The following is an 11,654-nucleotide window of genomic DNA, read 5'->3' on the forward strand; positions in this document are numbered from 1 at the left end:
GAGCACGGCCACCCGGTCGCCCGGCGACACCGGCAGCGCGCCCGCGGCGGCGTCGACGCGCTCGGCCAGCTGCCGCCAGGTCAGCGTGCGCCGCCGCCCCGCGGGGTCGCCGGCGAAGTCGGCGAAGGTCAGGGCGGGGGCGTCGGGCGTGGTCGCCGCCCAGTGGCGCAGGCACGCGGTCAGGGTGTCGCCGCCCACCGCCGGGAAGTTCTCCTGGGACATGGGTTCTCCTTGCGGGTGCTAGCGGCCCAGCCGCGGGGCCGCGTGCTGCCACGCGGCGACGGCCAGGGTGTCGAGGTCGAGGTCGGTCGCTCCGGCGTCGCGGAGCAGGACGAGCACGCCGTCGGCGGCGATGGCGACGGTGCGCAGGCGCAGCCCGGGCAGCCCGGCCGGCTGCCCAGGCAGGGTCAGCACCTGCTGGTAGGACAGGGTTTGCGCGCCGGGAACGGTGGGCGGGGTCACGACGGTCGTGGTGGAGACCGTGGGGAGGTCCTGGTCGTCGGTGGTGACGCGGGCGCAGCGGCGCGCCTGCGCGGCCCAGGCGCCGAGGCTGGGCGGGTGCGGGGTGCGGGCGACGAGTTCGGACAGCTGCCCGCCGGGTACCGCCGTCTGGAAGCCCTGGCCGGTGCCCGCGCCGGGGCGCAGCAGCCGGCCGTGGACGACGTCGGCGCATTCGCCGTCGTCGGTTCGGTCCGAAGTGGACAATGCGGTGGCGACGTCGAAGACGTCGCGCGCGGCGGGCCGGCCGGGGATCGCCTCGGCGGGCAGCAGCGCGGCCGGGGGCGCGGCGGGCGGTCCTGCCGGTGGCTCGGAAAGCGGGATCGCCGTGGCCGGTTTTGCGGGCGAAATGGTGGCCATGGCGGCCGCGGCGATCAGGAGGACCGCGAAGCGGGGCGGGGGAAAGCGAATTCGGGCAGCCATGAAGAACCCTTCCGGGAGCATTCTCGGGGGAGGTGCGGCCCCTGCGCTGGAACCCTTCGCCGGAGACGCCTCGAGTGACGTCCGATCCGGCGGCACGGCGAAGGCTACGCTGGGAAATCGGTTACCGGAAGCACCTCAAGACGGCGTAAACATGGGCATGCACAGCGGGTGACCTGCCGGATTGCAGGTTACTGGCGAGTTCGGCCGCCGGTTGTGGCACGGCCGTCCGAGAGTGGTCACCCTGCGCGACCGCTGCCTCACCCTTGCGGGGGAGTTTGTTTTCCTGGCATTCACATTGTCCGTTCACATCGTGGACAGGACAATTGCTTTCCCGGCCGTCGTTCCTTTAGCTTGGCCGCACCTTCGAGTGTCGGGAAAGGAAACGCATGGGCCCTTTGGTGAGGTGGTTCACGGCACTGGCGACGGCGGTGTGCGCGCTCCCCGGCACACCTGCCTCGGCCGCGGCCGGTGGCCCGGACACGTGGGCCGACGACGGCTCGCACGTCGTCGCCCAGACCACTGTGGACGGTGACGCGCGGGTGCTCGACCTGACCGTGCGCTCGACCGGTGTGGGGGCATACGCGATGGTCCGGCTGATCCTGCCGCGGAACTGGGCGGCCGAGCCGGGCCGGCGCTGGGCGGCGGTCTACCTGCTGGCCGGCGAGACCCGGCTGCAGGACTACCGCGGCTGGAGCGCGAACACCGACGTCCGGCGGCTCGCCGACGACGCCGGCGTCCTGGTGGTCATGCCCGGCGCGGGACCCGCGGGCTTCTTCAGCGACTGGTGGAACTACGGCAAGGACCTCGCGCTCAACCAGTGGGAGACCTTCACCGCCGTCGAACTGCCGCAGCTGATCGACCGTGGCTACCGCGGCAACGGCCGGCGCGCGGCCGCCGGGCTGTCCCTCGGTGGGTACGGCGCGCTCGAGCTCGCCGCGCGACGGCCGGGAGTCTTCCGCTACGCGGCCTCCTTCAGCGGCAACGTCAACCCTGCCGGTCCCGGCGGCGAGCCGCTGACGAACGCGATCGTCACGTCCGCCCACCTCGACCCCGAGGCCCTGTGGGGCGACCGCCGCCGCGAAGCCGCGCGCTGGGAAGCGCACGACCCGCTGGTGAACGCGGAGCGCCTGCGCGGCACCGAGCTGTACCTCTCGGCGGGCAACGGGCTGCCGGGCCCGCTCGACGCCAAGCTCCCGATCGACGTCCTGCCCGGCGCGATGCTGCTGGAGTTCCTCTGCGGTGCCCAGACGACGGCGATGGCCGGCCGGCTGCGCGACCTCGGCGTCCCGGTGACGGCGGACCTCTACGGTCCGGGCACGCACCAGTGGGCGTACTGGCAGGAGCAGCTGTACAAGACGTGGCCGCGGATGCTGGAGGTGCTGGCGTCGTGAAAACGTCCTACGTGGTCACCGGGGCGGCGGGCGGGATCGGCCGCGCCTGCGTGGCGGAGCTGGTCCGCCGCGGCGCGCACGTGTGGGCGAGCGTACGCACCGACGCGGACGAAGCGGACCTCGAGCGCGCGTACGGCGACGCGGTCACGGTGCTGCGGATGGACCTGCGCGACGCGGAATCGGTCGCCCGGTGCGGAGCGCGCGTCGCGGCGGCGGGACCGTTGCGGGGCCTGGTGAACAACGCCGGTGTGGCGCGGCCGGGGCCGCTCGAGCACGTGCCGCTGGCGGCGTTCCGGGAGCAGCTGGAGGTGAACGTCACGGGTCAGCTGGCGGTGACGCGCGCGATGCTGCCGGCGTTGCGGCGCGCGGAATCGCCGCGCGTGGTGACGATCGGCTCGATCGGCGGCCGGATCGCGGGCCCGATGGTCGGGCCGTACCACACGTCGAAGTTCGCCCTGGTCGGCTTGACCGACAGCCTGCGCGCGGAGCTGGCCCCGGAGGGGATCCGGGTGGTCCTGGTCGAGCCGGGCGCGGTGGCCACGCCGATCTGGCCCCGAGCCCGCGCGGCGGCGGAGGAGGTCCGCGAGCGGTTGCCGGCGGCGGCCCTGGAGAGGTACGGCGAGCAGCTGGCGGCGGCGGAACGCAGCGCGGCCCGCTCGGCCCGGACCGGGGTGCCCCCGCGCCGGGCGGCGGAGACGGTCGTCCGGGCGCTGACGGCCCGCCGGCCGGCCCCGCGCTATCTGGTGGGCCCGGACGCCCGGCTGGCGGCGGTGCTGGCGAATCTGCCGTTCCGGGTGCGGTACCACTTGACGGCGGCGAAGCGATGAGGTGGTGCGGTGCGGTGAACAGCCGGTCGAATCCGCCGCACGGCCCCTGTGACGGCGGCGAAACGATGAGGCGGTGCGGTGCGGTGCACGGCCGGCCGGGTCCGCCCCACGGCCCCCGTGCCGGAGGGAAGCGATGAGCCGCCTGGTCGTGATCGTCGCGCCGGGCTCGCGTGGCGACGTCCAGCCGTGCGTGGCGCTCGGCCGCGGCCTGGCCGCCGATGGCGATCGCGTCCGCCTGCTCGCCGCGCCCGGCTTCCGGGCGCTCGCCGAAGCCCACGGCCTCGGCTTCGCGCCCCTCTCGGCCGACCCCGCCGCCATCCTGGGCTCGGCCGCCGGGCGGGCGTGGACCACCGGAAGCCGCCGGACCTTCCTCTCCGGGCTGCGGGCCGTCCTGCGGCCCGTACTCGACCGGCTTCTCGCCGACGTCCACGCCGGCGCCGCCGGGGCCGACCTCGTGCTCGCACCCTCACTCGGCTTCCTCGGCACGCACCTGGGTGCCCACTTGGGCGTTCCCGACGTCGAATTGCACTACCAGCCCAGCGTCCCGACGCGCGCCTTCGCCCACCCCCTCCTGCCACGGGCCGGCCGGCTCGGTCCGTGGGGACGGCACCTCAGCTTCACCGCCGTCGACGCTTTCGCCTGGCAGGTCCTGCGGCCCGAAGTCGACCGCTGGCGCGTCGAGACGCTCGGCCTGCCGAAGGCGGGGGCCAGGGGACCGCGGCGGCGTTCGCCAGTGCTGTGCGGGTTCTCCGACGCCGTCGTGCCGCGGCCGCCCGACTGGCCCGCCCGCGTGCACGTCACCGGCTACTGGTTCCTCGACACCGCCAACCCGCGCCCGGACCCGCGGCTGCGCGACTTCCTCGCCGCGGGACCGCCGCCGGTGTACGCCGGCTTCGGCAGCATGCGGCCCGCCGACGCCGAGCGGACGTCCGACATCGTCACCACGGCGTTGCGCCGCGCCGGGCTGCGCGGCGTCCTCACCACCGGGGCCGGCGCGGACGACCTGCTGATCGCCGGGGACGTCCCGCACGACTGGCTGTTCCCCCGCACCGCCGCCGTCGTCCACCACGGCGGCGCCGGGACCACCGCCGCCGGGCTGCGGGCCGGGGTGCCGGCGCTGGTCTGCCCGGTCTTCTCCGACCAGCCCTACTGGGGTGACCGGGTGTCGCGGCTGAGCGCCGGCCCGAAACCGTTGCCCCTCAAGGAACTCGACGTCGGATCACTGACCGCGCGGCTGCGGGAACTGACGGAGAACCCGCTGTTCCACCGGGGAGCGCAGTACGTCGGCGCCCGCCTGCGGGCCGAGGACGGCGTGGCCCGCGCCTGCTCGATCCTGCGTGCGGGTTAGGGGCACCGAGCGCCGGGCCCGCAACCTCGCCGCGGGCAGCCCGGCTAGGTGGTCAGCGGCCGGGCCGGCACCGCGCGCTCGACCGCCGAAACCAGCGCTCGCAGGGCTGCCACTTCCGCGGCCAGTGCTCGCCGGCCCGCCGGGCTGATGGTGATCCACGTGCGCGGGCGCTTGCCCTCGTACCCTTTTTCGACGTCGATCAGCCCGGCCTCTTCGAGGATCGTGACGTGCCGGGACAGGTTCCCGGCCGTCATGTCGAGGGTCCGGCGCAGGTACCCGAAGTCGACCTTCCCGGCCTCGGCGGCGATGGTGAGGATGCCGAGCCGGTGCCGCTGGTGCACGGTCTCGTCCAGGCCCGCCGCGGGGTGCTCGCTCATGCGCGCGCCCGCCGCTCGTGCCACGCCGCCACCGCGCCGCCCGCCAGCAGCACCAGGCCCGGCAGCAGGGTGTTCGTGAACGTCATCGTCTCGGGGCCTTCGTAGCGCTCGAAGACGCCGAGGTGGAAGAAGACGTTCTGCATGTTGTAGAGGTTGGCCAGGAGCGCGGCGGCCGCGAAGACGCCGCTGATCACGCCGAGCAGCTCGCTGCGCTCCAGCCACGCCAGCCCGATCAGGCCCAGCGCGATCGTGAGCAGTGGCGCGTTGGGCCGCACCGGCGCGAACTCCAGGTCGAGCACGGCCAAGGCGAGAAGGCCGAAAACCATCGCGACGGCGGTGGCGGCTCCTCGCGCGATCCCGCTGCCGAGCCGGGACCGGAGCCACCAGACGGCGCCGAGCGCGAGCAGGACGACGGCGACCGCCGGGATCGTGAACGACGGCCGGGTGTACGGGAGGATGGCGGTCCGGGGGTAGAACGATGCGACGGCCGCCATACCCAGCGAAAGGGCGAGGACGCCGACGAAGCCGATGGCGAGGTAGCCGCGGATGGGCGTCCGCACGCCGGTGCGGCTGCCGCGGTGGAGGTACCAGGCCGCGGTGGCCAGGAACCCGCCGACGACCGCGAACAGCCAGTACAGCTGCAGGGGCTCGCCGAACCACACGCCCGCGACGCTGAACCGGGGCGGGGCGCCGTAGGCCCACAGCGGCGAAAGGAGCACGAGCGCGCCGAACAGGAACAGCGGCGGGACGTACGCGTGGCGGTCCGCCCTGGTCCGCGCCCGCAGCCGCGTCATCTCGTCGAGCAGTTCGGCCGGTGCGAGGTCGCTCATCTAACCCCCTGGATGCGTAACTGGTCTATTTGGCAAACTCGATCTGCGCGTGAACCTACCACGGGAGTGCGGTGGCTCAGGCGAAGAGCGCCAGCAGGAGGCCCGCGCCGGCGATCACCGCGCACGCCGCGATCGTCGTCCGGCGGTAGTGCAGGATCAGCGCCGCGAACTCGCGCAGCAGCGCGCTCGGCAGGAAGTACCGGGCCGTCGGCGCGCCCGTCGCGTGGAACGGCAGGCCGAGCCGGCGGCACTCCACCGCCGCCCGGAACACGTGGTAGCTGCTGGTCACCACGACCACCCGGCGCGCGCCGTCGGGGAGCAGCCCCGCCGAGAACCGGAGGTTTTCCTCGGTCGTGCGGGCCTCGTCCTCGCGCCGGATGCGGTCGGCCGGGATCCCGCGGTCCCGCAGGTAGTCGTGCATCGCTTCGGCCTCGGAGACCGTTTCGCCGGGGCCCCGCCCACCCGAAACGACCAGCAGCGGCGGCACCGGCTCCCGGTCGTGGAGCAGGATCGCGCGCTCGAGGCGTCCGGCGAGCAGCGGCGGCACGCGCTCGCCGTCGAGACCGCAGCCGAGCACGATGATCGCGTCGAACCCGCCGCGGCGGCCGATGCGGCTGTACACGACGGAATAGACCAGCAGCGACAGGAACAGGAACCCGAAGTACCCGGCCAGCACGGCGGCGACGGCCACCAGCACCGAACCCCACCGGCCGAGCGGCGCGAAGGCCAGCGCCTCCAGCGTGACCAGCCCGGCCCCGAGGCCCAGCGACAGCAGGTTCCCGCCGCTGCGGCCTTCCCGCCGCCACATCCGCACGCCGTTGGCGATCAACGCGGCCGGCAGCATCAGGGCGACGAGCACCGCCACGACGCTCAGCAGCCCGAGCAGCACCGGCGTCAGCCACTCCAGGTGCAGCGCCGCGCGCAGCAGCCCCAACGCGGCCAGCAGCAGCGCGACACCGAGCCACACGGCGTTGCCCAGCCGTCGCGGTTCGCGTGCCAGCCGGACGGCGAACACGACGAGGGCCACCCCGGCGGCGCCCGGCAGCACCACACCGGCGACGTTCACCCCGGCCTCCCTGGATTCCCCTGCGGGGTCCCAACCTAGCCGGGCTTGCCCGGACGGGTGATCTGGCATGGTGAACGCCGTGAGCGATCGGCGACCGGCGTTCGTGCTGCACGAGCACTTCCGCCCACGGCACCACTTCGACCTGCGGCTGGAGGAGGACGGCGTGCTGCGCTCATGGGCGGTCCCGCGCGGCCTCCCGCCGGATCCGGGCGCCGACCGGCTCGCCGTCGCCGTGCCCGACCACGCTCTCGACCACCTCGCCTACGAGGACGAGACGAAGAAGATCGCCGACACGGGCTGGTGGGAGGAGCACGACCGGACGGCCAAGCGCATCCTCTTCACCCTGCACGGCCGGGCGGGCGCGGTGCGGTACGCGCTGATCCGCACCGCCCGCGACTGGCTCCTGCACCGCACCCGCGATCAGCCGGCCGCCGAGGCGGGGTAGTCCCGGCTCGGAACCCGCGTGATCAGAACCGGAACTCCCGTGATCGAAGCCGGAACTCACGTGATTGAAGGCGGAACTCGCGTGATTGAAGCCGGAACTCGCGAGTTACGGCCCCAATCACGCGAGTTACGGCCCCAGTCACGCGGGATACGGCCCGGATCACGCGAGTTCCGGATTCCGGCGGGCTCGCCTCAGCCGGGCGAGACCTGAGCGCGCGGCCGGAACCGGACGCCGGCCGGCATCGCCCGGTGCGCCCAGTGACCGAGGACGCCGAGCAGGGCGATCTCCAGGACCATCATCAGCCGCTCGACCAGGCCGGTCGCCACGGTGGGCAGGTGGCCGCCGAGGATGACGTTCACCGCGAACGGGACGATGAACGGCAGGTAGAACGGGATCGCCGCCAGGGCCAGCCGCCGCGACCACGTCGCGAAACGCCGCCAGCGCGGGTCGTCGCGGTGCCGCCGTCCCAGCGCCCAGCCGACGACCGGCAGGCTCAGGCACGTCACCGCCGAGGCGTACAGGTGGATCTTGCCCGTCGCGGTGACCGCTCCGCCCTGCGGGTCCTTCGCGAACACCGCGACCGCCAGGAGGCTCACGCACCACAGCGCCTTCGCCGCCACCAGCGCCGGGTTGGCCAGCAGGCCACGGCGGTAGAGCGCGACCAGCAGCAACGCCGATCCCGTGCTGGTGAGCAGGAGCGCGCCGTCCCACATCCAGCGGCCCGCGCTCAGCGCGTAGTCGCTGAGCATCGTGCTGACCGGGTCGAGGGGCGCGAGCCGGCGGTCGACGTGCAGCACGGCGAGCAGGACGACGGCGCCGGCGAAGGCGGCGAGGGCCCCGGGCACGAGCAGGCGGGCGCGCAGGCGGGGACGAACGGGTGCGGGACACAGCATGCAGGGAAACACTCCGGGACGGTTCGGCTGGTTCAGGCGCAGGCGCGCACGCTACCCGTGACCTTTCCGTGACCATTGCCGACGCGTCCGCGCTGTGACGCAGGACACCGTCAGTGGTCGCCGTCCTGCGGGATCTCGGCCGAATCCGTGAGCCGCAGCTTGCGCCGCGCCCGCTGGTAGAACGTCGTCATCCCGAGCCGGACCACCCGCGCCGCGCTCGGCCGGCCACGCAGGTCGAGCCGTTCGCCGGGGGAGACGTACCCCTGGACCTGGCCGTCGACCTCCACCGCCAGCCGGCCGCTGGTCGGCAGCAGCTCCAGGCTCACCTCGTCGTGCACCGAGAGCACCACGCCCCGGCTGTACGCCGAATGCGGTGCCGCCGGCGTCACCAGCAGCGCTTCCACCGCCGGGCTGGTGATCGGTCCGCCCGCCGAGAAGCTGTACGCCGTCGAGCCGGTCGGGGTCGCCACGATCACCGCGTCGGCCGAGTAGCTCACGAAGGGCTGGCCGCCGACGCGGACGGCGACCACCGCGCTGCCGTCGCCGGGCACCCGCACCACTGCGATGTCGTTGAACGCCGTGATCTTCCGCCCGTTCAGCACCGCGTCCACGGCCAGCCGTGGTTCCACCGTGAACTCGTGGTCGTCGATGGCCGAGAGCGCACCGGGCAGGTCGGGGACGTCGACCTCGGCGAGGAAGCCGAGCTTGCCGAGGTTCACCCCGAGCACCGGCGCGCGCTGCCCGTCGGCCAGCCGCATGGCCCGCAGCATCGTGCCGTCGCCGCCCAGGCTGACCACCAGGTCGGAGCGGCGGCCGAGCTCCTCGGGCGTCACCCCGATCGCGGCGCAGTTCAGCCGGACGATCTCGTCGGCGATGCCGAGGATTTCGATGCCCCGGTTCCCGGCCCAGCCGAGGACGGCTTCGACGGCGGCCGCGGAGTCGCGGCGGGGGTGCAGCACGAGGCCTGCGGAGTGCATGTCAGCGGCCCTGGGCGGGCGAGGTACCGAGCGTCATGCGCTCAGTCTGCCCCCTCCTGCCGCCGGTCGCCGCGAGAAGCGCAGCGCACCGTCGTCGATCCGGCCGTGCCGGAGCTTGACGACGTCGTGCGCGTAGCTCATGCCCAGCTGCCACGGCGCCCGGGAACCCGCCTTCGGGAACTCGTCGATGGACCGCAGCACGTACCCGGCGTCGAAGTCCAGCAGCGGCCGCTCGGTGACCGCCGGGTCGTCGTTGACCGGCACGCACTGGTCGTAGCCGTGCCGGTCGAGGTGGCGCAGCAGCCGGACGACGTACTCGCCGACCAGGTCGGCCTTGAGCGTCCACGACGCGTTCGTGTAGCCGATCGTGAAGGCGAAGTTCGGCACGCCGCTGAGCATCATGCCCTTGTAGGCCATGGTTTCCGGCAGCTTCACCGGCGCGCCGTCCACCGACAGCCCGATGCCGCCGAAGGCGAGCAGCCGCAGCCCGGTCGCGGTGACGACGACGTCCGCCTCGAGCTCGTCGCCCGATTCGAGCCGGATGCCCCGCTCGGTGAACTCCGCGATCCGGTCGGTGACGATCGAGGCGTCGCCGCGGCGGATCGACCGGAACAGGTCGCCGTCCGGGACCAGGCACAGCCGCTGGTCCCAGGGCTGGTACCGCGGCTTGAAGTGGGTGTCGACGGCGAACCCGGGTGGCAGCTGCTTCGCCGTCGCCTTGCGGATCAGCGCCTTGACCACGCCGGGGCGACGCCGGCTGAGCTGGTAGATCAGCGTGCTCACCGCGACGTTCTTCCAGCGCGCGATCGGGTACGCCAGCCGCGCGCCGAGCAGCCCGCGCAGCCGGTTGGCCAGCGCGTCCTCCGACGGCAGCGACAGGATGTAGGTGGGGGAGCGCTGCAGCATCGTCACGTGCGCGGCGCGGTCGGTCATCGCCGGGACGAGCGTGACCGCGGTGGCGCCGCTGCCGATGACGACGACCTTCTTGCCGGTGTAGTCCAGGTCCTCGGGCCAGTGCTGCGGGTGGACGACGGTGCCGCCGAAGTTTTCCAGCCCGGGGAACTCCGGCGTGTGCCCGGCCGCGTAGTCGTAGTAGCCGCTGCACAGGTACAGGAACTTCGCGGTGAACTCCACCGGCTTCCCGTCGTGCTCGGCCTCGACCGTCCACAGTGCGTCCTCTGTGGACCAAGCGGCCCGGACCACCCGGTGCCCGAACCGGATGTGGCGGTCGATCCCCGCGTCGGCCGCGGTGTCGCGGACGTACTTCAGGATGGACGGTCCATCCGCGATGGCCTTCGCGTCGGTCCACGGCCGGAACCGGTAGCCGAGGGTCTGCATGTCCGAATCGGACCGGACGCCGGGGTAGCGGAAGAGGTCCCACGTGCCGCCGATCGCGTCGCGGGCTTCGAGGATCACGTAGCTCTTGCGCGGGAACGCCGTGCGCAGGTGGTGGGCCGCGCCGACGCCGGACAGCCCGGCGCCGACGATCAGCACGTCGAGGTGTTCGGTCATCTCACACGGTCTCCGTCCGCCGGGCGCGCTGCATCACGCGCGTCAGCACGGCGTTGTAGTGGGTGGGGGTGATGCGGGCGAGCGCGTCGAACAGGTAGGCGTCCGGGCCGACCAGGATGCGGGCCTTCCCGCGGTCGACGCCGGCGTGGATGATCGCCGCCGCCTTGTCCGGCGACGTCATCGCCACCGCCTCGAACTGGGCGGCCATCTGCTCGTGGGTACGGCCGCGCCCCTCGGGGTCGCGGCGCACGCGGGCGTTGCGCGCGATGTTCGTCGTGATGCCGCCCGGGTGCACGGTCACCGCGCGGACGTCGGTGCCGCGCAGTTCCTGCCGCAGCGACTCGGTGAAGCCGCGCACGGCGAACTTCGCCGCGCAGTACGCGCTCTGGTACGGCACCCCGAGCAGGCCGTAGACGCTGGAGGTGTTCACGATCGCGCCTTCGCCCTGCTCGACGAGGATCGGCAGGAACGCCCGGGTGCCGTGCACGACCCCGCGGAAGTTGATGTCGTGCAGCCAGTCGTCGTCCTCGGGCACCGCGTCGAGCACGGACGAGGTCACCGCGACACCGGCGTTGTTGAACACCGCGGCCAAGGGCGACGGGAGCCACTCGCGGACCTCGGCGGCGAACTTCAGCTGGTCTTCGGCGTCGCGGACGTCGAGGACGCGGGTCAGCACCTGGCCGGACAGCGCAGCGGCGGTGGCTTTGAGGCCGTCTTCGTCGACGTCGGCGAGGGCGACCGGCGAGCCGAGCCTGGACAGCCGGGTGGCCAGCGCGCGGCCGATGCCGGACGCCGCGCCGGTGATGACCACCGGGCGGCCCGCGACACTACGAGGCCGGGACATCGCTGCTCCTCGCGTGCTCGTCGATGAGGTCGAGGATCGCGGGCCACGCGCCTTCGGGCAGGTCGTGGCCCATCCCGCGGACGGTTTCGAGCCGGGCGCCGCGGATGGCCCGCGCGGTGGCCGCGCCGCCGGTGGGGTGGACCATCCGGTCGCGGTCGCCGTGGATCACCAGCGTCGGCGCGGTGATCTTCCGCAGCAGCGGCGTCCGGTTGCCGGACTTCAT

Annotated in this window: 14 protein-coding genes; 4 read left to right on the plus strand and 10 right to left on the minus strand. The window is 73.6% G+C overall.

From position 1 onward, the window contains the following. Positions 1 to 222: AMP-binding protein (locus ACFVYA_RS47685; protein WP_387054978.1), on the minus strand; the 222-nt coding region annotated here is incomplete at its 3' end. A gap of 18 nt (positions 223 to 240) precedes the next feature. Beyond that, positions 241 to 921 (minus strand): hypothetical protein, encoded by a 681-nt coding sequence (locus ACFVYA_RS47690; RefSeq protein WP_387054980.1) that lies wholly within the window; start codon positions 919 to 921, stop codon positions 241 to 243. A gap of 386 nt (positions 922 to 1,307) precedes the next feature. Between ACFVYA_RS47690 and ACFVYA_RS47695 the strand changes: the two genes are divergently transcribed. The 3 genes from ACFVYA_RS47695 (at position 1,308) to ACFVYA_RS47705 (ending at position 4,487) form a co-directional block, all read left to right on the plus strand. Next, positions 1,308 to 2,312: an alpha/beta hydrolase gene (locus ACFVYA_RS47695; RefSeq protein ID WP_387054982.1), complete on the plus strand. Its 1,005-nt coding sequence runs from the start codon at positions 1,308 to 1,310 to the stop codon at positions 2,310 to 2,312. Beyond that, positions 2,309 to 3,139 carry an SDR family NAD(P)-dependent oxidoreductase gene (locus ACFVYA_RS47700; RefSeq protein WP_387054984.1) on the plus strand — a complete coding sequence of 277 codons (831 nt, stop codon included), beginning with the start codon at positions 2,309 to 2,311 and terminating at the stop codon, positions 3,137 to 3,139. Before ACFVYA_RS47695 ends, ACFVYA_RS47700 begins: the two co-directional genes overlap by 4 nt. A gap of 133 nt (positions 3,140 to 3,272) precedes the next feature. Further along, positions 3,273 to 4,487 (plus strand): glycosyltransferase, encoded by a 1,215-nt coding sequence (locus ACFVYA_RS47705; RefSeq protein WP_387054986.1) that lies wholly within the window; start codon positions 3,273 to 3,275, stop codon positions 4,485 to 4,487. Between the two features lie 44 nt (positions 4,488 to 4,531). Here ACFVYA_RS47705 and ACFVYA_RS47710 read toward each other — a convergent pair whose 3' ends face one another. From ACFVYA_RS47710 to ACFVYA_RS47720, 3 genes are all read right to left on the minus strand, one after another. Beyond that, a complete protein-coding gene (locus tag ACFVYA_RS47710) occupies positions 4,532 to 4,864 on the minus strand; it encodes a transcriptional regulator (RefSeq protein ID WP_387054989.1) in 333 nt (110 codons plus the stop codon). Then, on the minus strand, positions 4,861 to 5,694 hold the full coding sequence (locus ACFVYA_RS47715; RefSeq protein WP_387054992.1) for a hypothetical protein: 834 nt from the start codon (positions 5,692 to 5,694) through the stop codon (positions 4,861 to 4,863). The genes ACFVYA_RS47710 and ACFVYA_RS47715 overlap by 4 nt, the downstream gene beginning before the upstream one ends. Before the next feature lie 76 nt (positions 5,695 to 5,770). After that, positions 5,771 to 6,760 (minus strand): YdcF family protein, encoded by a 990-nt coding sequence (locus tag ACFVYA_RS47720; RefSeq protein ID WP_387054995.1) that lies wholly within the window; start codon positions 6,758 to 6,760, stop codon positions 5,771 to 5,773. A 79-nt stretch (positions 6,761 to 6,839) separates the two neighbouring features. Between ACFVYA_RS47720 and ACFVYA_RS47725 the strand changes: the two genes are divergently transcribed. Continuing rightward, positions 6,840 to 7,205, plus strand: a complete 366-nt coding sequence (locus ACFVYA_RS47725; protein WP_387054997.1) for a DNA polymerase ligase N-terminal domain-containing protein — start codon at positions 6,840 to 6,842, stop codon at positions 7,203 to 7,205. A gap of 191 nt (positions 7,206 to 7,396) precedes the next feature. On the opposite strand, the gene ACFVYA_RS47730 is transcribed toward ACFVYA_RS47725, so the two are convergent. The 5 genes from ACFVYA_RS47730 to ACFVYA_RS47750 form a co-directional block, all read right to left on the minus strand. Then, on the minus strand, positions 7,397 to 8,098 hold the full coding sequence (locus ACFVYA_RS47730) for a DUF998 domain-containing protein (protein ID WP_285991543.1): 702 nt from the start codon (positions 8,096 to 8,098) through the stop codon (positions 7,397 to 7,399). Positions 8,099 to 8,208: 110 nt separating this feature from the next. Next, positions 8,209 to 9,075, minus strand: a complete 867-nt coding sequence (locus ACFVYA_RS47735; protein WP_387054999.1) for an NAD(+)/NADH kinase — start codon at positions 9,073 to 9,075, stop codon at positions 8,209 to 8,211. Between the two features lie 33 nt (positions 9,076 to 9,108). Then, complete coding sequence (locus ACFVYA_RS47740; RefSeq protein ID WP_387055001.1) at positions 9,109 to 10,587, minus strand: flavin-containing monooxygenase; 1,479 nt, start codon at positions 10,585 to 10,587, stop codon at positions 9,109 to 9,111. Between the two features lies 1 nt (position 10,588). After that, the gene (locus ACFVYA_RS47745; protein WP_387055003.1) at positions 10,589 to 11,431 is read right to left on the minus strand and encodes an SDR family NAD(P)-dependent oxidoreductase; all 843 of its coding nucleotides are present in this window, start codon (positions 11,429 to 11,431) and stop codon (positions 10,589 to 10,591) included. Continuing rightward, a partial coding sequence (locus tag ACFVYA_RS47750; RefSeq protein WP_387055005.1) for an alpha/beta fold hydrolase occupies positions 11,415 to 11,654 on the minus strand: 240 nt, incomplete at its 5' end. The genes ACFVYA_RS47750 and ACFVYA_RS47745, both read right to left, overlap by 17 nt.

This window comes from Amycolatopsis sp. NPDC058278, assembly GCF_042881395.1.
GTDB lineage: Bacteria > Actinomycetota > Actinomycetes > Mycobacteriales > Pseudonocardiaceae > Amycolatopsis.